Source organism: Xanthomonas sp. 4461 (assembly GCF_024806475.1).
GTDB classification, from domain to species: domain Bacteria; phylum Pseudomonadota; class Gammaproteobacteria; order Xanthomonadales; family Xanthomonadaceae; genus Xanthomonas; species Xanthomonas arboricola_F.
Genome location: NZ_JANTYV010000001.1, coordinates 1,172,676 through 1,193,184 on the forward strand (window position 1 = coordinate 1,172,676; position 20,509 = coordinate 1,193,184).

The window sequence follows — 20,509 nt, forward strand, 5'->3', positions numbered from 1 at the left end:
ATGACCAACCCTTTGCCGCGTCACCACGGCAATGCAGCCGCACGCCGCCCCCACAGGGCGAGCACCGGCTTCATTCAAAGAATGCGTCGTCCATCGCGTCTGCGCAGGCGCGCCAACGCATCAAGCGCAGACAGGCCGCAGCAGAGCGGACGCCCGCAACGGGGCAAGGCTCAGGCGGACAACGGTGGCCCACGCGCTCCGAGCGCGGGCCAGTGCAAGGCCGACCATGCCCGCACCGTCGCCGGCAACGGCATCTGCACGGGGCGTCGCGGCAGCAGACACAGCACCAGCAGCGCCAGCCAGGGCAGCAGGCGTGCGGCCAGCATGCAGTAGTCGCAGGCTTCGCCATGCAGCGCGGTGTCATGGTCGCCGGCATGGTGCATGGCGCCGGCCATGGCGTGATCCGGCGGCACCGCGCCGTGCGCTTGCGCCGGCGCGTGGCCCGCATGCACTGCAGCAGCGGCAGGCGCCGGGCCGCTCATGCACATCGGCTCGGGCGCGCGTGCCTGGCTCCAGCGGCTGATCAACGGCGCCACCAGCATCAGTGCCACTGCCAGGCAGGCGAGCAGGTGCAGCAGGCGATGGCGATGGGCCGAGGACATCGGCGCAGTGTAAGCCGCCGTGTCGGCGCGAGCGATGGGCGCGGCCGGTGCGCGACCGGATGTCGCACCCCACACCGGTGCAGGCATCTGCGCGAACGGGCATCGCCTGGAGCTTGGTCGACCATCGCTGTCCCGCCGGCTCGCGACCACGTCCCTGGCGATGACGCGCAAGCCATCCCCTCAATCCATTGTCCAGGCCGGCAGTCACAGTTCCATCGATGCATCCGAACGGGCATACGTGCGGGGCGCCGCCATGCCCTATGCTTGCACGTCGTCCCATTCATCCTGCGCGCGCATGAGCACCGTCCTGTCCGATCCAGCGGCCGAGCCACTTCCCTGCGCGCCCAAGCCGCCCAGCGAGGCGCTGCGCCTCCAGGCGCTGCGCAGCTACGGCATCCTCGATACGCCGCGCGAGGCCGCCTTCGAGGACATTACCCGGCTGGCGTCGATCATCTGCCAGACCCCGATCGCCCTGATCAGCCTGGTGGACGCGGACCGCCAGTGGTTCAAGAGCGAGCTTGGGATGGGCGAGCGCCAGACGCCGCTGTTCAAGTCGATGTGCGCGCATGCGCTGCTCGACAGCGACGTACTGGTGGTGCCCGACACGCGCGAAGACAGCCGCTTTTCGCGCAACCCGCTGGTCACCGGCGAGGCGCCGCTGTACTTCTATGCCGGCGCGCTGTTGAAGACGCCGGACGGCCTGCCGCTGGGCACCGTCTGCGTGCTCGACCGGCAGCCGCGCAAGCTCACCGACGAACAGGTCGAAGCCCTGCGCGCGCTCGCACGCCAGACCATGGCGCAGCTGGAATTGCGCCGCGCGCTGCTGATCGCGGAAGAATCCGACCGCTACCGCAGCCGCCTGATGGCCATTGCCGGGCACGATCTGAAGACCCCGCTGCGCACGGCCGCCTATGCCATCGACAAGATGCGCCGGCATGCCAACGTCGATTCCATTCCGACCCTGGTGACGGCGCGCGATGCGATCAGCCAGGTTGGGCGCCACCTGGACGAGTTGGCCACGCTGGCAGCCGCCAGCAAGGCCGCCATGCCGGACATGCAGCCGCTGCAGCTGGAAGACGTGCTGCACTCGGTGCTGGGCGTCTGGCGCCAGCCGGCCATCGACAAGTGCCTGGCGCTGCGACACGTGCCGACCTCGCTGCGCGTGGTCAGCCACCCCACCTTGCTGACCACCCTGATCGGCAACCTGGTCGGCAACGCCATCAAATACACCGAGCGTGGACGCGTGCTGGTCGGCACCCGCCGCCGGCCCGGTTATGCGGTGGTGGAGATCATCGACAGTGGCATCGGCTTGAATCTGGAACAGCCCGAGCAGGTCTTCCAGGCGTTTCGCCAGGCGGACCCGCGCAGCGATGGTCTGGGCATCGGGCTATGGATCGTGCACCGCACCGCCGAGACGCTGGGGTGCGAGGTGACGGTGCGGCCGCGGTCGGAAGGCGGCACCTGTTTTTCGGTACGCATTCCACTGGCCTGACGCGTTCGCGCGCGGCTGCACGACGATGGGCGACCGCGCGTCCAGGCAATCAGGCGGCAGCCTGCCGCACACCATATCGCCGGCGTTGAGCCGGGCATTCCGACGCGTGCCAGTAGCGGCCAACCAGGTTCGGCAACTGCCGTGCACTGCGCTCGTTTCGGCAAAAAAAAAGGCGGACCCGGGCTCCCGACCCGGATCCGCCGCCAAACACGCCAGGCCTCTCCCCAGGGACCCGGGTGCGCCAGTCGCGTTGTGCGCAGCCTCGCGCAACAGTGATGCGACAGCGCTAGCAACCCTCTACGACACCCCTTGATCAAACCGGTGATGCGATACCTGCATCGCGGTCCTGCGCCGTCCACCCCTAGACGTCCGAGATGTCGCGTCATAGTTGCTATAAGGATTTACGACAGCGCCGCGCCCAACTTGATGGGTGACGACAACGCCGCGAAGCCGGCCCCGACACGCGTAGGGAGAATCACTGACAGCACACAGCGCCACGCACCGATCGGCGCACGTATGGCATTGATGGAAAAGAGGATTTTTGGGCAACTCTACGCTGCAGTGCAACATGCGCGTTAGCGGACACAACAACACGCAACGCGCCCAGCGCACCACCACGACGTGGCAGAGACCGCTAGACGAATCGCGAATCCCTACTCGCCAATCCCGGCTTCATCCCCCTGCTGCGCAAACCACGCCGCCGAATGCACGTCTTCTGCGGCCACTTCCAGTGCCTGACGCAACACCGCCAACGGAATCTGCACCGGCATTGCGCCGGCTTGCAGCGCCACCCACAGCGATTCGTCCTGCGGGTCCGCCAGCACCGTCAGCACGGCATGCTCGCGCCCGTCGATGTTGGCCGACAGTTGCAACGACATGCCGCCATCGGGTTCGGGCGACCAGAGTCTGCTGAGCGGCGGGCGTGCTGGCTCGGTCATCGCGTGGCGCTCAACTGGTGATGGTCTGGGTCAGCGATTCCCAGGTCGGCGGCAGCGGCCAGTTCGGCGCCTGGTTGCCATCCAGCACGCGTCGCAGGTCGCGCTTGTCGATCTGCGGCGCCAGCACATGCACCAGATCCAGCGCGTAATCGCGCAGCACGCGGTCGCGCGGCAGCACCGCCCAGGCGATGCATTCGGCAATCGGCGCCGGCGCCGGCCAGGCGCGCAGGTCTTCGTCATTGGCGTTGACCGCCATTTCGGCCACCAGCCCCACGCCGAGCCCGGCGCGCACATAGGTCTTGATCAGGTCCGCATCCAGCGCGGTCAACGCAATGCTCGGCTCCAGCCCGACCTGCGCGAACGCCCGCTGCAGCGACGAGCCCGGCCGGGTGGACGATTCGTAGCTGATCAGCGGGTGCCCAGACAGCGCCTGCATGTCCGGCGCCACCCGCGTGTCCAGCGCATGCCCGCGCGGCACGATCACCAGTCGCCGCCAGCGATACAGCGGCACCGCGATGCCCGCACTGGGCTCGCCGCCGGCGGTGCTGACCACCGCGATATCGGCATCGCCCTGGCTGAGCAGGTCCAGCGCCGCGCTTTCGGCCGCCTGCTGCAGATGCACGCTCACCTGCGGGTAGGCGTGCTTGATCTGCGCCACCGCCGGCGGCAGCACGAAGCGCGCCTGGGTATGGGTGGTGGTCAGGGTCAACTGGCCCTGGCTTTCGCGGCGCTGATTGGCCGCGTAGGTGCGGATGTTGTTGGCTTCCGACAGCACCGCACGTGCGCGTTCGATGACCTCCACCCCGGCCGGCGTCACCGCGTCCAGGCTGCGGCCCTTGCGCACGAACAACAGGAAGCCCAGCTCGTCTTCCAGCTGCTTGAGCTGCTTGGACAGGCCGGGCTGGGTGGCGTGCACGCGCGCGGCCGCCAGCGTGATGTTCAGCTCGGCATCGGCGATGGCCACCAGGTAGCGAAGTTGGGTCAGCGTCATGGGCTTATATCCAAAAAAGCGCGAGGCGCTACAAGGACATCGACTGTAGAGGAGTTCGGCGGGCCAGCTTATAACCGAACGCTATTTTTAGGACGCATGAAGTCATTTCCGACAGCTATAAGCCGGCGTTACGGTCTGGCCCTCCCTTCGATGCTCCCGGTCCGTGACCTCTGTGTTCCCGCTTCTTGCCGACCTGCGTGGCCGTGCCGTCCTGGTGGTCGGTGGCGGTGCCGATGCCGAACGCGCCACCGCCAACCTGCTGCAGGCCGGTGCGCTGCCGCTGGTCGGCGCCCCGCAACTGACCCCACAGTTGCAGCAGTGGGCGCAGACTGGGCGGATCCGGTGGCTGCCCGGCCACTTCGAGCCGGCCTGGCTGGCGCTGCCGGATTCCCCGGTCTGGCTCACCATCGCCGCCAGCGAGCAGCCGCACCCCAACGATGCCCTGCGCGCCGCAGCAAGCCGCCACCGCCTGTTGACCCACAATGCGGCACCGACCGCATCTGCAACTGCCTCGGCACCCTCCCCCGCGCCGCAGACCGGTATCGCCCCGCTCTCTCCCGGCAGCGTGACCCTGGTCGGTGCCGGCCCAGGCGACCCCGGCCTGCTCACGCGCCACGCCATGCGCGCACTGCGGCAGGCCGAGGTGGTGCTGTACGACCGCCTGGTCAGCCCCCAGATCCTGCAACTGGCTCGTCGCGATGCGTTGTGCGTGGAAGTCGGCAAGGCTGCGCAAGGCCATAGCACCCGCCAGGAACAGATCCATGCGCTGATGCTGGAACATGCCCGCGCCGGACGTCGGGTGGTGCGGCTCAAAGGTGGCGACCCGTTCGTGTTCGGCCGCGGCGGCGAAGAGCTGGAATTCCTGCGCGCGCATGGCATCGGCTTTCGGGTTGTCCCCGGCATCACCGCCGCCCTCGCCTGCGCCGCGTATGCCGGCATCCCGCTCACCCATCGCGATCACGCGCAGTCGCTGCGCCTGATCACCGCGCACTGCAAGGATTCGCTGGACACGCTGGACTGGCAGGCGCTGGGCCAGGAGCGCCAGACCCTGGCGTTCTACATGGGCGTGGCGGGCCTGGACGGCATCCAGCAGCGCCTGCTGCAGGCCGGCCGCGCGCCGACCACGCCATTCGCACTGGTGGAAAACGGCTCGCGCCCGCAGCAACGGGTGATCACCGGCACGCTCGCCACCCTGGCCAGCACCGCGCGGCAGTTGCAGGTGCAGGCGCCCGCCTTGTTGATCCTGGGCGAAGTGACCGCACTGGCGCCAGCGCTGCACTGGTTTGGCGCCACGCCGGTGAGCGCGACGCTGCCACACTCACCCATCGCAACGCCCGACACGCCCACACTGGCCCACGCAGCCTGATCCGACGGAGACCCCATGGCCCTGTACGACAACATCCTCGACACCATCGGCCGCACCCCGGTGGTCAAACTCCACCGCCTCGCCCCGGGCAACGTGTCCCTGTACGTCAAGGTGGAATCGTTCAACCCCGGCGGCTCGGTCAAGGACCGCCTGGCATTGGCGATCATCCTGGACGCCGAGCAGCGCGGCCTGCTCAAGCCCGGCGACACCATTGTCGAAGCCACCTCCGGCAACACCGGCGTGGCGCTGGCCATGGTCGCCGCCGCACGCGGCTACAAGTTCGTCGCCACCATGGTGGAAACCTTCTCCATCGAGCGCCGCAAGCTGATGCGCGCCTACGGTGCCAAGGTCATCCTGACCCCGGCCGCCGAGCGCGGCAGCGGCATGGTGCGCAAGGCCAAGGAACTGGCCGAGCAACATGGCTGGTTCCTGGCCAGCCAGTTCGCCAACCCGGCCAACCCGGCCTACCACCGCAACACCACCGCGGCCGAAATCCTGCGCGACTTCGCCGGCCACCGGCTGGACCATTTCGTCACCGGCTGGGGCACCGGCGGCACGCTCACCGGCGTGGGCGAAGTGCTGCGCGTGGCGCGCCCGGAAGTGCGCATCACCGCCAGCGAACCGGCCGGTGCGGCGTTACTGCAGGGCCAGGACTGGAAACCGCACAAGATCCAGGGCTGGACCCCGGACTTCGTGCCCGACGTGCTCAATCGCGAGGTCGCGCACGAAGTGCTGAGCGTGGAAGACACAGACGCGATCACCATCGCACGCCGGCTGGCCGCCGAAGAAGGCATCTTCACCGGCATCTCCGGCGGCGCCACTGTCGCCACTGCGTTACGCGTGGCCGAATCCGCCGCTCCAGGCGCGGTGATCCTGGCGATGCTGCCCGACACCGGCGAGCGCTACTTCTCCACCCCGCTGTTTGCCGACATCAACGAAGGCTCGGACGACGACTGGCTGGCTGGCCTGCCCTGATCGGCTGGTTGGTGGCATTGGAAGGCCGCGCATCTGGCGCGGCCTTTTTTTATCCGCGACCGGGCACCCGGCAAGCGCATTCGTTCGGCAGGCCCGAGCATGGTCCTGCGCGCATTGTCGCCGCGGCCACTCCGCATCGCCCGGCTGCGGTTGCGATTGCGCACGCTTCAGTACCGCACAGTGCGGACCGCATACCGGGCTGCCCAGCTGCCGGACGCAATCGGCCTTGCGCCGCCGTGACGAACCCGGGTTGAGAGGTAACGTCGGCAGACGAACCGGGCACAACACGTCAGCCAGCTGCAGCAGTGCGTGCGCAGCGTCATCAGCGCCAGGCACCGCACCGCATCCTTGCCGCACATCGAGCGCTGCCCCCAGGCCCTGATGGCGGGTCTGCAATCGAAACGCGCCGCGCCAGCCAATCGATCCCGGCCCGATGGTTCCAAGTACCACGGCAATGCCGCGCGCACCCGCCCCTGCGCGGCGATGGAGCAATGACGAGGTGGGTGTGGCGGTGACCGGCAAACGTGGATGTCCGGCCGTGCTGGGCACGGTATTGCTTCAGACCAGCGCACGCCAACCCCGGAACGCGCTCGCAACGCGCCGCACCGGACTCGATGTTCCTGCCTCCAGTCCCGCTGCCATACCTCGCTCCCGGCCACACATTGCGTTGCGGTGATGCATTCCCCTACGTGTCAAGGAAACGTTAGGATGTCCGCCGTTCTGCAGGGAGAGTGTGGTGAGCAAGCAATCGTACGGACACGGCGGCACGCGCAACGCACGCGCGCCGTGGCTGGTGATGATCACCTCGCCCGTGCACTTCGCTGTGACGCTGGCCCTGGGTGCCTGGCTGCAGCGGCGGTTCGACCTGCCGTTGCCGCCGCCGGAGCTGTTGGCCTGGATCGAACTGCTCGGCGGCATCGTTGCCTGCCTGGGACTTGCGCTGGCGGTGAACTGCTTTGTGCTGTTTGCGCGCCGTCGCACCACCATCCTGCCGAGCGGCCAGCCCTCGCGGCTGGTGCTCACCGGGCCATACCGCTTCACCCGTAACCCGATGTATCTGGCCCTGATCCTCAGCTATCTGGGCTTGACCGTGCAGATGGGATATCTGTGGGGCGTGCTGTTGTTGCCGCTACCGTGGCTGGGGCTGCAGTTCTACCTGATCCCGTTCGAAGAAGGCCGCTTGCACGCCGAATTCGGCCGTGCCTACAGCGAGTACCGCACGCGCGTGCGCCGCTGGCTCTGAGGCGCACGCACCGGACGCGCCGGGTCGCGATGCGATGCCGACCTGACCGTCATGGGCGCCGGCAACACCCTTGCGCCGGCGATAAATTATTCCAATCGCTGGCGCGCCTGTTTCGCCGGAAAGCCGCGCTGTCGGTCGATCCTTGCTGCGCCTCCAGCGCCGTTCGCGGCTGTCGCCGCGGGTGAGATGAATGGCCCCTAGCGTGGGGCTCCGCGACGCCTGACCCCATCACGCGTTCATCATTCAAATCCCATAACTATCGCGCCATGAGAATCGAAGTCTGGCAAGGCGACATCACCGAACTGGACGTTGACGTCATCGTCAACGCCGCAAACGAATCACTGCTGGGCGGTGGTGGCGTCGATGGCGCCATCCACCGTGCCGCCGGCCCGCGCCTGCTGCAAGCCTGCGAGGCGCTGCCGCAGGTGCGCCCGGGCGTGCGCTGCCCCACCGGCGAAATCCGCATCACCGACGGGTTCGACCTGAAGGCGCGCCACGTATTTCATACGGTCGGGCCGGTATGGCGCGACGGCAAGCACAACGAGCCGGAGCAGCTGGCCAACTGCTACTGGCAGTCGCTCAAGCTTGCCGAGCAGATGATGCTGCATTCGATCGCGTTCCCGGCCATCAGCTGCGGCATCTACGGCTATCCGCTGTACCAGGCTGCACGGATTGCGGTCACTGAAACGCGCGACTGGCAGCGCTCGCACAAGGTGCCCAAGCACATCGTGCTGGTGGCCTATAACGAGGCAACCTACAAGGCATATCAGCAGGCACTGGCAACGCAGGACACCGCCGCTGCCTGAGCGCTGTGTCCTGCAGGTTGCACTGACGAGCGCCGCAAGGCGCTCGTTGCGTTTTGGCAACTCGCGTTGCATCGTCCCTCGACCCAGAGATAATCGATGTGCAGCGAACGCTGTGCAGCTGACTCGATGCATGGCATGGCATTGCCCTGTCGCACCGGGAGCGCAAACAAACCATCGTCAGCGATGTAGCTGTGCGTCGCAGGCGGGCAGACGGGCAGACGGGCGCAGCAGACACCGTATCCGCATCGTGCATGCCAACCCGGGAGCGGCGGCCCCCGCCCACGTCTGCGCAGTTATCTAAATGCGCTGCTCCGGGCTGACCCACAGCTCGGTCGATCCGCGCGTGGACATGCAATAAAAAACGCCGGCATCGCTGCCGGCGTTCTGGTTTACGGACGACGCGGCCCTGCGGCCGCGATCAACCGATCAGCCCTTCCACTTGCCCAGCGCCGCCAGGCCATTTTCCTTGGCGCGCTCATAGATGATCTGCTGCGCCTTGGCGAAGTTGCCGGTCATGTCCTTGGCCCACAGCTTCAGCGCAGCCTGCTGCATCGCGCGGCCGTAGGAGAAGCTCAGCGGCCACGGCAGGTTGCCGAGCTGGTGCATTTCGTTGAGGTGCGCGGTGGACTGCTCGTCGGTCTGGCCGCCGGACAGGAACACGATACCCGGCAGGATCGCCGGCACGGTCGACTTCAGGCACATCACGGTGGACTCGGCCACTTCCTCCACGCTGGCCTGCTCTTCGCAGCCCTTGCCGGAGATGACCATCGAAGCCTTCAGGATGGTGCCTTCGAGCACGACGTTCTGCTCGTACAGCGCGCCGAACAGCGAACGCAGCGTGGCTTCGGTGACCTCGTAGCAGGTCTCGATGTCGTGGTTGCCGTCCATGATCACTTCCGGCTCGACCATCGGCACCAGGCCCTGCTCCTGGCACAGCGCCGCATAACGCGCCAGCGCATGCGAGTTGGCCTCGATGCAGGTGCCGGACGGGATGTCTTCGCCGATGTTGATGACCGCACGCCACTTGGCGAAACGCGCGCCCAGCGTGTAGTACTCCTCCAGACGCGCGCGCAGGCCGTCCAGACCTTCGGTGACCAGTTCGCCCGGCATGCCGGCCAGCGGCTGCGCGCCCTTGTCGACCTTGATGCCCGGGATGATGCCGTGCTCGGCCATGTACTTGGCGAACGGCACGCCGTCCCTGGTCTTCTGACGGATGGTCTCGTCGAACAGGATGGCGCCGGAGATGTAATCGCTCAGCTTGGGCGTGGTCAGCAGCAGTTCGCGGTAGGCGCGACGGTTTTCTTCGATATTCTCGATGCCGACGCTGGCAAAACGCTTGGCGATCGTGCTGGTCGATTCGTCGATGGCGATGATGCCCTTGCCCGGGGCGACCATGGCCTGGGCGGTTTCGGCAAGCTGTTCGATGCTCATGTAGTTCCTGTGGCAGCTGCGGGGGAGAACGAAAGTATAGCGACGAAAGTCGTACACATTCCTTCACGGAATGCCTGCAACCGATTACACCTTGCCTGCGTGACAGGATGTGTGGCGCGACGCGCATCGCGGGATTCGGGATGCGGGATTCGGGATGCGGGATTCGGGATTCGGGATTCGGGATTCGTCAAAGCTGAGCATGACGTGCAGCTTGTTGCTTGCGGTGCTGATGCATTGCGCCAATGAGGTTGAACATGCGCCACGCATGCGTTGGCTGGCGTTTGCGGGTGTTGGTCTGTTGCATGGAGCTGCCTGCGGCATGCGCTACCAACGTGACGCCGAGCGCCTCCTTCGTCGTCACCGATCCGGTCACACCGCGCGTCGTTCGCCATCTCTTCGTTTCGTCGACGGGCCGGAAAAACGAATCGCCGTCGTGGGCAGGTTTCGCCTTGCGACACACATGGCGCGTCCTACCTGCCGCCAGGCAGCGCGGCAGCGATGTTGCACGAACCGGGCATTCGCAGGAGACCGCCGTTAGCACCAATCAGACCAGGGCCGGGCGCTTGCCCGCGCCCGGCATCTCCACACAGCACAACGGCGGCCCTGGGGCCGCCGTTGCGTGTGACGTCTTCCGGCTCAGGTCATGCGCCGGCTACCGTCGACAGGGACTACAGCTCGCCCAGGCCGGTCGCGCGGCCGTCTTCGCCCACTTCCAGCAGACGCAGCGTGTTGGTGGCGCCGTGCATTTCCATGTGCTCGCCGCTGGTGAACACCACGCGGTCGCCCGGGCCCATGCGCTCGTTTTCCACCAGCAGGCGGATCGCCGCGCGGGCGGCTTCGCGCGGGGTCAGGCCACGACTGTCGAAGCTGATCGGGAACACGCCGCGCATCATCGCCATCTGACGACGCGCGCCATCGTGACGGGTGAAGGCGTAGATCGGCATGTTGGAGCGGAAGCGCGACAGGAAGCGCGGCGTGCCGCCGGATTCGGTCAACGCCACCACGCCGCCCAGACCGATGTGCTCGGACAGGAACATGGTCGCCATCGCGATCGCCTGGTCGGCGCGCTGCAGATTGCGTTGCGCCGCTTCGAAGTCGGTATCGAATTCGAACTGGTGCTCGGCGCCGAGACAGATGCGTGCCATCGCTTCCACCGCGCGGACCGGATAGGCACCGGCGGCAGTCTCGGCAGACAACATCACCGCATCGGTACCGTCGATGACCGCATTGGCCACGTCCAGCACTTCGGCGCGGGTCGGGATCGGGCTTTCGACCATCGACTGCAGCATCTGCGTGGCGGTGATCACCACCTTGTTCTGCGCCAGCGACTCGCGAATGATCTTCTTCTGCAGGCCCGGCAATTCGGCATCGCCGATTTCCACGCCCAGATCGCCGCGCGCCACCATCACCACGTCGGAGGCTTCGACGATCTCGACCAGGTTCTCGATCGCTTCGGTGCGCTCGATCTTGGACACCAGCTGCGCATCGCAGCCGTGCTGCTGGGCGATCTGACGCGCGTCGTGCATGTCCTGCGCATTGCGGCAGAACGATACCGCGATGAAGTCCACGCCGATCTTGGCGACGATGCCGATCAGCTCCTTGTCGCGCTCGGTCAGCGCACCCAGCGACAGACCGCCGCCCTGCTTGTTCAAGCCCTTGCGGTCGGACAGCACGCCGTCGTTGAGCACGGTGGTGACGATGCGCGCGCCCTGCACGTCGGTGACCTGCAACTGCACCAGGCCATCGTCGAGCAGCAGCACGTCGCCGGCCACCACGTCCTGCGGCAGCCCCAGGTAGCTCACGCCCACCTGGTGCTGGTCGCCGGCCGGCGCATTGGCATCGGCCACCAGGTCGAAGCGCTCGCCCATGGTCAGCTTGATCTTGCCCTCGGCAAAGCGTTCGATACGGATCTTCGGGCCAGGCAGGTCGGCCAGGATGCCCACTTCGGCACCGGCGCGCGCAGCGGCGGCACGCACTTCGGCGGCGCGCTTGGCCTGGCCGGACGGGTCGCCGTGGCTGAAGTTGAGGCGCACCACGTTGACGCCCGCCTTGAACAAAGCGTCCAGCACACCGGGCGCGTCCGTTGCCGGTCCGAGGGTGGCGAGGATCTTGGTGCGGCGTTGACGTTCTTTCATGATGGCCTCCCTGTAAAAGCCGCGAAACTTAACACACACGTCACGTACCGAGGATGGCATTGCGGCATAGCCACCCTCGTATTCCGGCATGTCTTACGGACAGTGCGGGACAGTACGTGCGTTGACGCACGCGTTGCAGCGGGCAACGCGATGCGGCCGCCACCCTAACCCGGTGGCAGTGAAGAGCAATCTGTTGAACCACCTTGCGCAGCGCACTGGCAGCGACCAAGCGAGCGCCACGGTCGGTGCGCTGAGCTCATGCGTGGATCAGCTGCGTCAGTTGCGCAGGCGTATGCGCAATCGCGCCGGCGCCTGCAGCGCGCAGCTCGGCTTCGTCGCCGAAGCCCCACAGCACACCGATGCTATGGATGCCGTGGTGATTGGCGCCATCGATATCCATGCGCCGGTCGCCGATCATCACGCAGCCGGTCTTGTCGATCTCCAGACGACGCAATGCTTCGGCGATCAGGTCCGGCTTGAAGCGGCGTTCGCCATCTTCGCTGGCACCGATCACGTTCTCGAAGCAGGCACCGAACGGCAGGTGCTCGACGATGCGGCGTGCATAACGCTCGTTCTTGGAGGTGACCACCGCCAGACGATGGCCGGCGCGCTGCAGGCCGGCGACCACCTCGCCGATGCCGTCGAACACGCTGAGCTCGGTCCAGCCCACCGCGTCGTAACGCTCGCGGTAGACGCCGAGCGCGCGTTGCACCAGCGCCGGATCGTCGGGGAAGCACTCGGTGAAGCTGTCGCGCAGTGGGGGGCCGATCCAGGCGCGCAGGGTCTGCGGCGAAGGACGCGGCTGGCCCACCGTCTCGAAGGCATGCGCGATGCTGGCAACGATGCCCGGTTCCGAATCCACCAGGGTGCCGTCCAGATCGAAGAACAACGTGGCTGCACTCACTTGCCGCGCGCCTCGAGCGCCGCCACGGCAGGCAGGGTCTTGCCTTCCAGGAATTCCAGGAACGCGCCGCCGCCGGTGGAGATGTAGGTGACGTCCTTGGCGATGTCGTACTTGTCCACCGCGGCCAGGGTGTCGCCACCACCGGCGATCGAGAACGTCTTGGAGGCGGCGATCGCACGCGCCAGGGTTTCGGTGCCGTGGCTGAAGGGCTCGAATTCGAACACGCCGACCGGCCCGTTCCACACCACCGTGCCGGCCTTGGCGATCAGCTCGGCGTAGCGCTGCGCGGTCTGCGGGCCGATATCCAGGATCAGATCGTCCGCCTCGACGGCATCGAGCGACTTCACCGTGGCTTGCGCATCGGGCAGGAACTGCTTGGCAACGACCACGTCGGTGGGCAGCGGGATCTCGGCGCCGCGCGTCTTGGCGTCGGCCACGATCTGGTTGGCGGTGGGAATCAGATCCGGCTCGTTCAAGGATTTGCCCACGTCATGCCCAGCCGCGGCGATGAAGGTGTTGGCGATGCCGCCACCGACGATCAGCTGGTCGACCTTGTTGACCAGGTTGGACAGCAGCTCCAGCTTGGTGGACACCTTGCTGCCGGCCACGATCGCCAGCAGCGGCTTGGCCGGGTTGTCTAGTGCCTTGGCCAGCGCATCGAGTTCGGCCATCAGCAGCGGGCCGCCAGCGGCCACCGGCGCGAAGCGGATCACCCCATGGGTGGAGGCCTGCGCGCGATGCGCGGTGCCGAAGGCGTCCATGACGAACACATCGCACAGCGCGGCGTACTTGCGCGCCAGGGTCTCGTCGTCCTTGCCCTCGCCGACGTTCATGCGGCAGTTTTCCAGCAGCACCACCTGGCCCGGCGCCACCTCCACGCCGTCGACCCAGTCGCGCACCAGCGGCACGTCCACGCCCAGCAGCGCGGTCAGGCGTGCGGCCACCGGCGCCAGCGAATCTTCTTCGCTCCAGCTGCCTTCCTTGGGGCGGCCCAGGTGCGAGGTGACCATCACCGCCGCACCTTTTTCCAGCGCCAGCTGGATGGTGGGCACCGAGGCGGTGATGCGCTGCTCGGAGGTGATCTGGCCGTTGTCGATCGGCACGTTGAGATCCTGGCGGATCAGCACGCGCTTGCCGGAGAGATCGAGGTCGGTCATACGGACGATGGACATGGGCTTGGCTCGCTAAGTCTGGGGATTAGGGATTAGGGATTAGGGATTAGGGATTAGGGATTGGTATACGGCGCCGCGCGTGCGTACACGCTCTGTGCGCGGAGCAATGGCGCTACTGCGCCAGCTTGACGGGGCGCCGCCGTCCACCACGAGGCCGCCATTGCACGTGCAGCAGACAGGGACGGCAGTGGCTCGGAGACCACAGGCAATGCGACTGTCTTGGCGGCGGGGATCGGGCCATCAGGGCCCGGAATCGGCCCGCCGTACCGCAACCGGGTGGTGCGCTGGGCGGACGCCGCCGCCGCAACGGCGGAGGGCGCGAACTCTGGTCGGTCGAACACGACGGGCAATGCGGCTGCCTCGGCGACGGGGGATACCCATTGTCCGGCCTTCGCAGCAAAGCGGCAAACCCGCATCGCCTGCACACGGTTGGCAAGCACACGACATCGCAGCGTTAGCGCGGCCGCTCCGTACCGGAGTTGCGCAGCAGGCTGACCGCAAAACCGCCAACCAGCAGGGCACCCCCGATCAGCAGGCCCCAGAGCAGCCACTGTTTCCAGTCGCGCGGGGTGGCGGCCGGTTGTAGCGCCGCATCGCCGGCAAGCGGCTGTGCCTGCACGGCCATGCTGGCCTGCACGGGCTGCCACTGCATCCCCCGCTGCTGCCGCAGTGCCTGCAGCATCGAGCCCAGTGGCGCCTCGCCACGGTGCACGCGCGCGCTGCCAGCGACCAGCGCATACGGCGGCTGCCCCTGGGCAAGAAACATCAGCCGCTCCGGCTGATATCCCGCGCGCAGGGTCGGCACCGCAGTACTGCGGCCCTGAGCAGCCACCAATCGCCATTGACGATCGCGCACCGGCGCAGACAACCCCTGCGGTGGCGAGGCGCCATTGCCCAGCCGATACGCCAACCATGGCCCGGCGCGACGCAGCCACGGCGCATCGTCGGCATCGCGGCTTTCCACGATCCATTCCACCGCCTCGGCCAGGCCGCCGCCGACATCCAGCTGCGTGATCGGAAAACGGCCGGGCACCACATAGGTCACGCCGGTTTCGTGTGCAGTGCCCTGCAGGTCCAGCCAGGACAGTTGGGCAGGAGCGACCACGCCATCCACTTCCGCATCGACCGCATGCAACCGCGGCAAGGCGCCCGACGTCGGCACGATGCGCAGGTAGCGCGCGCCGTCGTCCAGCACGATCCGGCGTTGCTGCAGCCGCTGCGCCTGGTTGTCCAGGGCCATCACCGTCGCCTCGGAGGCAAGCACACGCCAATCGCGCAGGTCGTCGCTCCCTTCCACACGCAACTGCGCCTGCACCGGCGTATTGCCCTCCCAATCCAGCCACAACGCACGCGGGCGCTCGCGCAGGGCGCTGGCGTCGAGCAACCAGCTGCCGCCGGCGCCGGAGGCTGCTGGCGCACCGGTCGCAAAGCGGCCTTCCAGCCGGCGCACCGCACCACTGGCATCGCGCTCGGCAATCAACTGCAGATCGCCGTTGGCCGGCGTGGCTCCTTGAGGCAATGCGAACAACGGCAACCGCTGCCGACGCGATGCGGCCGGCACAGCAGCGGCCGGCAGCGGTGCGGTCGGCATTTCTTCGCCGCGCGCATCGATCACCGTGACATCGCCCAGGCCCGCATCGACCGCACTGCGATACACCGCCTCGCTCAAGGTCAGCTGGTACAGGCCGGCGTCGGAACCGGCCACCTGCAGCGGCCATTGCTGCCGATAGTCCTGCCGCACATCGGCCGCCTGCGCCAGCAGCGGTACCAGCAGCACCCATCCCCAATGCTTCTTGCTCATGCCTGATCCTTTGCCGCGCCGTCGTCGTCGGCAACGCGTTCTTCAATCACCGGACGCGGCGGCGCCGGCGCCAGGTAGCCGACCACCGTACACAACAGGCCGTAGGCCATGAACGAGCCGATGCCGAGCAGATTGCCCAGATGCTGGCGATCGACCAGCACCAGCTTGGCCAGCACCAGGCCCATCAGCAAGGCACCACCCAGCCACAGCCCGCGCTGCCCGCGACGCGAGCCGATCACCCAGCCCAGCACGCCCAACACGCTCCACACGATGGTCAGGCTGGTCTGCGACACCGTCGCGCCGACCAGCGCGGCATTCCACGGCACACCGCCCCAGTGATGCACGCTGTGCAAGGTGCTGCCAGTAATCAGCACCCAACCCAGTACGCCGAGCGCAGTGACGCGACGCGCTTGCAGGATCGTTGGCGCGTGTGTCGACCACGCCCAGCGCGCAATCAGCGCAAGCACCGCCAGCTGCGCCAGTTCGGCCGGATTGAGCAAGGGCACCCACGGCAGTGGCGCGGCGCTGACCGGATCCAGCAATGCCAGCAGCCAACCGATCCCCAGCACCGCGAACACGCAGCTCAGCAGGCCGCTGCGTGCAGGATCGAAGCGCGCCCCTTGCGGCCAGGTCAGCCACGACCAGCGCAGCAATCCCACCGTCGCCACGGCAAGCCACGGCAGCCCCAGCAAGGCGCAGCGCCAGCCATTGGCAAGCGCAAAGACATCGGCCAACCAGGCCATCCCCAACGACACCACCAACGGCCACAACAGCCACCAGATGAACTGCGCGACCACGGCGCCAGCGCCGGCCTGCGCGCGCAGGCACCACAATGCCCGCGCGCCGGCCAGCGCAAACGCCAGCCAGACAGTCGCCCCCCAGTGCGCGAACGGCTGCGTATGCGCGTGGTTCTGCCACAGCGCCAGCGGCGCGGCCAGCGCCAGTCCGGCCATCACCGTCCAGACCAATGCAGCTGCGGGGCGACGGCGATGCACCTCGGCCGCCAGCCACACACTGAGCGCGACAAAGCCCAGCAGCAGATCCGGCTCGCTGCGCAGATCGCCGGCAAAGCGCAGGATGTCGTGCACCCCGCACAGCGTCCACCAGCCCAGCCCCCACAGATACGCCACCAGCGCGCTCCGCCGATGACCCGCATCGCGCAGGAACCAGGCACTGGCCCAGCCGGCGATGGCGATCAGCAGGCTGCTCATGCAGGTGGCATTGGCCACCGCCACGCTGTCGTAGCGCCACGCATCCACGCCGAAGGCCACGCCCACCGCCGCCAGCAGCTGCAATGCCACGCCACTGACCTGCGGGATGCGTCGCTGCTGACGCAGGCCCAGCCACAACAACCCGACGCCTTCCAGCGCGAACACGCTGGCGGTGGCCCGCGCCGACAACGCCAACGGCACCGCCAACGTCGCAAACCCCACGGCCAGCATCGCGTGCGCCTGGCCCAGCAAGCGCGTGGAGGCACGCCGCAGTAACCAGCTCGCCAGGCCGGCATACAGCGCAGCCACGGCGAGAGCACACAACGCCAAGGGCAGGCGATCGCCTTCCAGCAAACGCGCCTGCAACGCAAAGGCGACCAAGGGCGTGCCGAACAACAGGCTGCCATCGATGAGCTTGCCCGCACTGCCGTCGCCGCGCCGCGCATGCAGGACCGGAATCGCGACGTACATGGCGAAGAACAGCAACAGGAACGGCTCGGTGCTGGCGAATTTTGCAGGGGTGTACTGCAGCGCGCCCCACAGCGTGCCGATGCCGAAGGTAAAGGCGAACCCAAGCAGGTTGAGTACCCGCCACGGCCGCGTCCACGCGATCGCCACGATGCCGGCGTTGAGCACGGCGTAATACGAAAACAGCCCGACATGATTGCCGCTGCCGGTGGACAGCCAGATCGGCGCGAGGAAGCCCGCCAACACACCCAGTACCGCCAGGGTGCGCGAGTCCTGCACCACCGCCAGCACGCACATGCCGGCAATCAGCACCACGCTGATGCCCAGCGCCAGCCCGGCACCCAGCAAGCCATACAATTTGAAGGCCGCGAACACGGTCAGTAGCAAGCCGCCGATGGCGCCACCTTGCAATGCCAACGCAAACCCGGGCCGCCGCAACCGCTGCTTCCAGCCAAACACCAGACCAGCCAGTGCTAGCACGCTGATGCCGGCCAAGCGCAGCTCCACCGGCATGCGCATCCAGCCCTGATCGCTGGCGTACTTCAACAACGACGCCACGCCGGCCAGCAACACCAACATGCCCACCTTGACCGGCACATTGCCTTCGGTGAACCAGCGTTTGACCGCGCCGATGGCACGCGTGATCGGGTCCGGTTGCGATGCGGGCGCAGGCAGGTGCTGCGGTTGCGGTGGTGCTGCTTGCGGCTCCGACGGCAACGGGGCTTGCTGGCTGGACGCAGGCGGCACCTGCTGTGTCTGCCCGGCAACCGACGCTGCAGGCGTGTATGCAGGCAGTGTGGGCGGCAGCGATGTCCCGGGCGCAGACGCCGCGGTGCGATCGGTCGCATTGGGCACATCGGTCGCCGCCGCGCTGGATGTGGGCAGGTCGGATGCGGACCGGTCGCCCGGCTGCCCCCATGCGTCGGCCGGCGCAGAGACCGGCCTATCGGCCGCAGGCGCACTGCCCGCCTGCCATTGCGCAAGCCGCTGTTCCAGCGCATCCACGCGCCGCCGCAGCCCGGCGATCCATACCAGCGCGATCACCACGCCCACCGGCACCGCAAGCAGCAACAGCGCCACCAGCACGATTATCGTTTCCAACGCACAACCCCTGAGTCGGCATCCGGCCGAATGCGCGAACCATACAGGCTCAGGACGCCTCTGGGCAGCCAATCGCTGCCTGAAGCGCAGCGACGCGATGCCGTCAGCGGCATCCGCACACGTTGGCGACATGCACGGACATGCCCGCCAAAAAAACGCCCGGAAGAACCGGGCGCTTGAACCTTATTCGCGGTAGCCGCTGTCGTTCTTGTTATGGATGATCCAGATCAGGTTGCCGCCGGTATCCATCGACTTGCCGGCGAACACCAGGCGCCCCTGGCCCTTGTAGGCCATCTCATAACGGTAGCGGTCGCCACCGAAGAAGAATGGGATAAACGCCTTGCCGGTCACGTAGGAACCTTGGTCATTCGGTTGACCAATCAGATCGGTGACCTGCTTCATCGGCATGCCGATCTTCAGCTGAGTGAACTTGCTGTCAGGCGCCGGCTTGCCGGTGATTTCGCCTTCGTAATCGTTGATGCCCTTGACCGTTTCGCCATAGCCCGCCTCGACATCGGACGACTTGATCACCTCGCCATCGGCATTCATCCAGGCCGGCGTACCGGTCTGCTTTTTCGCTGCCCAAGTGTTCGACGGAGCCGACACCGCAATCACCACACCGAGCGCCAATACGCCCGCCAGAAACTTATTCATTAGTTTTTCTCTCTCGATCCATGGAGTTCCCCGGTCCCTCGTACACGACACGGGAACGACCGCCGTGCCCGCAAATTAGCGCACGTGAGCCTCTCAAAGTCCACTTCTCGTAGCAACGACGAAGCAGCGATACATGCACACATCACATTCCGGCAGATCCAAAACGAAAGGCCCCGGCATGCCGGGGCCCCTGCGCATCGCCTAAGCACGAGGTTTACTTGGCGACAACCCGCACCATTTCCAGGCACTTGTTGGAATAGCCCCACTCGTTGTCGTACCAGGACACCAGCTTGACGAAGGTGGAATCCAGCGCGATGCCGGCGTCGGCGTCGAACACCGAGGTGCAGGTCTCGCCGCGGAAGTCGGTGGCCACGACCTTGTCTTCGGTGTAACCCAGCACGCCCTTCAAGGCGCCTTCGCTCTGTGCCTTTACTTCGGCGCAGATCTCGGCGTAGGTGGCCGGCTTTTCCAGTTCGACGGTGAGGTCGACCACCGACACGTCCGAGGTCGGCACGCGGAAGCTCATGCCGGTCAGCTTCTTGTTGAGTTCCGGAATCACCACGCCCACGGCCTTGGCTGCGCCGGTGGAGGACGGGATGATGTTCTCCAGGATGCCGCGACCACCGCGCCAATCCTTGTTGGACGGGCCATCGACGGTCTTCTGCGTTGCAGTGGCCGCGTGCACGGTGGTCATCAGGCCGCGCTTGATGCCCCACTTGTCGTTGATCACCTTGGCCAACGGCGCCAGGCAGTTGGTGGTGCACGAGGCGTTGGAGACGATCGCTTCGCCCTTGTAGGTCTTGTCGTTGACGCCGAACACGAACATCGGCGTGTCGTCCTTGGACGGTGCCGACAGGATCACCTTCTTGGCACCCGCGTCGATGTGCTTCTGCGCGGTTTCCTTGGTCAGGAACAGGCCGGTGGACTCGATCACCACATCGGCGCCGACCGCATCCCACTTGAGGTTGGCCGGGTCGCGTTCCTGGGTCAGGCGGATCTTGTTGCCGTTGACGATCAGCGTGTTGCCGTCTACCGACACATCGGCCTTGAAGCGGCCATGCACCGAGTCGTATTGCAGCATGTAGGCGAGGTAATCGGGCTCGAGCAGGTCATTGATGGCCACGATCTCGATGTCATTGGCGAAGTTCTGCACCGCAGAGCGCAGCACGTTGCGGCCGATGCGACCGAATCCGTTGATGCCAACCTTGATTGCCATGTT

The 20,509-nt window shown here is 66.8% G+C and carries 17 protein-coding genes; 5 read left to right on the forward strand and 12 right to left on the reverse strand.

Annotation, left to right across the window (positions count from 1 at the left end; all coding sequences use genetic code 11):
- Window positions 1-170 precede the first annotated feature (170 nt).
- On the reverse strand, window positions 171-602 hold the full coding sequence (locus FHY19_RS05030) for a DUF2946 family protein (RefSeq protein ID WP_259162527.1): 432 nt from the start codon (window positions 600-602) through the stop codon (window positions 171-173).
- A gap of 295 nt (window positions 603-897) precedes the next feature.
- On the opposite strand from FHY19_RS05030, the gene FHY19_RS05035 reads away from it, so the two are divergent.
- Window positions 898-2,094 (forward strand): GAF domain-containing sensor histidine kinase, encoded by a 1,197-nt coding sequence (locus FHY19_RS05035; RefSeq protein ID WP_259156062.1) that lies wholly within the window; start codon window positions 898-900, stop codon window positions 2,092-2,094.
- A 653-nt stretch (window positions 2,095-2,747) separates the two neighbouring features.
- On the opposite strand, the gene FHY19_RS05040 is transcribed toward FHY19_RS05035, so the two are convergent.
- Window positions 2,748-3,032, reverse strand: a complete 285-nt coding sequence (locus FHY19_RS05040; protein WP_259156063.1) for a hypothetical protein — start codon at window positions 3,030-3,032, stop codon at window positions 2,748-2,750.
- A gap of 10 nt (window positions 3,033-3,042) precedes the next feature.
- Entirely contained in the window at window positions 3,043-4,023 is a 981-nt protein-coding gene (locus FHY19_RS05045; RefSeq protein ID WP_259162529.1) for a LysR family transcriptional regulator, read from the reverse strand.
- A gap of 163 nt (window positions 4,024-4,186) precedes the next feature.
- On the opposite strand from FHY19_RS05045, the gene cobA reads away from it, so the two are divergent.
- The 4 genes from cobA (at window position 4,187) to FHY19_RS05065 (ending at window position 8,413) form a co-directional block, all read left to right on the forward strand.
- Window positions 4,187-5,389, forward strand: coding sequence for a uroporphyrinogen-III C-methyltransferase (cobA, locus tag FHY19_RS05050; RefSeq protein ID WP_259162538.1), 1,203 nt, complete (start codon window positions 4,187-4,189; stop codon window positions 5,387-5,389).
- Window positions 5,390-5,404: 15 nt separating this feature from the next.
- Window positions 5,405-6,364, forward strand: a complete 960-nt coding sequence (gene cysK / locus FHY19_RS05055; protein ID WP_259156067.1) for a cysteine synthase A — start codon at window positions 5,405-5,407, stop codon at window positions 6,362-6,364.
- A gap of 736 nt (window positions 6,365-7,100) precedes the next feature.
- Window positions 7,101-7,607 carry an isoprenylcysteine carboxylmethyltransferase family protein gene (locus FHY19_RS05060; RefSeq protein WP_259156069.1) on the forward strand — a complete coding sequence of 169 codons (507 nt, stop codon included), beginning with the start codon at window positions 7,101-7,103 and terminating at the stop codon, window positions 7,605-7,607.
- A 266-nt stretch (window positions 7,608-7,873) separates the two neighbouring features.
- A complete protein-coding gene (locus tag FHY19_RS05065; protein WP_259156071.1) occupies window positions 7,874-8,413 on the forward strand; it encodes an O-acetyl-ADP-ribose deacetylase in 540 nt (179 codons plus the stop codon).
- 426 nt (window positions 8,414-8,839) lie between these two features.
- Here the strand turns inward: FHY19_RS05065 and FHY19_RS05070 are convergent, their stop codons facing one another.
- The 9 genes from FHY19_RS05070 to gap all read right to left on the reverse strand — a co-directional run bounded on the left by FHY19_RS05070 (window position 8,840) and on the right by gap (window position 20,506).
- Complete coding sequence (locus FHY19_RS05070) at window positions 8,840-9,844, reverse strand: class I fructose-bisphosphate aldolase (protein ID WP_259162552.1); 1,005 nt, start codon at window positions 9,842-9,844, stop codon at window positions 8,840-8,842.
- A gap of 187 nt (window positions 9,845-10,031) precedes the next feature.
- Window positions 10,032-10,217 carry a hypothetical protein gene (locus FHY19_RS05075; protein WP_259162554.1) on the reverse strand — a complete coding sequence of 62 codons (186 nt, stop codon included), beginning with the start codon at window positions 10,215-10,217 and terminating at the stop codon, window positions 10,032-10,034.
- A gap of 295 nt (window positions 10,218-10,512) precedes the next feature.
- On the reverse strand, window positions 10,513-11,979 hold the full coding sequence (gene pyk / locus FHY19_RS05080) for a pyruvate kinase (RefSeq protein WP_259156076.1): 1,467 nt from the start codon (window positions 11,977-11,979) through the stop codon (window positions 10,513-10,515).
- A gap of 256 nt (window positions 11,980-12,235) precedes the next feature.
- Window positions 12,236-12,883 carry an HAD family hydrolase gene (locus FHY19_RS05085; RefSeq protein ID WP_259162556.1) on the reverse strand — a complete coding sequence of 216 codons (648 nt, stop codon included), beginning with the start codon at window positions 12,881-12,883 and terminating at the stop codon, window positions 12,236-12,238.
- Window positions 12,880-14,055 (reverse strand): phosphoglycerate kinase, encoded by a 1,176-nt coding sequence (locus FHY19_RS05090; RefSeq protein WP_259162557.1) that lies wholly within the window; start codon window positions 14,053-14,055, stop codon window positions 12,880-12,882. Before FHY19_RS05090 ends, FHY19_RS05085 begins: the two co-directional genes overlap by 4 nt.
- Before the next feature lie 454 nt (window positions 14,056-14,509).
- Window positions 14,510-15,856, reverse strand: coding sequence for a DUF3999 domain-containing protein (locus FHY19_RS05095; protein WP_259162559.1), 1,347 nt, complete (start codon window positions 15,854-15,856; stop codon window positions 14,510-14,512).
- Window positions 15,853-18,636, reverse strand: coding sequence for a DUF2339 domain-containing protein (locus FHY19_RS05100; RefSeq protein WP_259162563.1), 2,784 nt, complete (start codon window positions 18,634-18,636; stop codon window positions 15,853-15,855). Before FHY19_RS05100 ends, FHY19_RS05095 begins: the two co-directional genes overlap by 4 nt.
- Window positions 18,637-18,819: 183 nt before the next feature.
- Window positions 18,820-19,290, reverse strand: coding sequence for a hypothetical protein (locus FHY19_RS05105; RefSeq protein ID WP_259162564.1), 471 nt, complete (start codon window positions 19,288-19,290; stop codon window positions 18,820-18,822).
- Between the two features lie 214 nt (window positions 19,291-19,504).
- Window positions 19,505-20,506, reverse strand: a complete 1,002-nt coding sequence (gene gap, locus FHY19_RS05110) for a type I glyceraldehyde-3-phosphate dehydrogenase (protein ID WP_104534756.1) — start codon at window positions 20,504-20,506, stop codon at window positions 19,505-19,507.
- Between the last annotated feature and the right edge of the window lie 3 nt (window positions 20,507-20,509).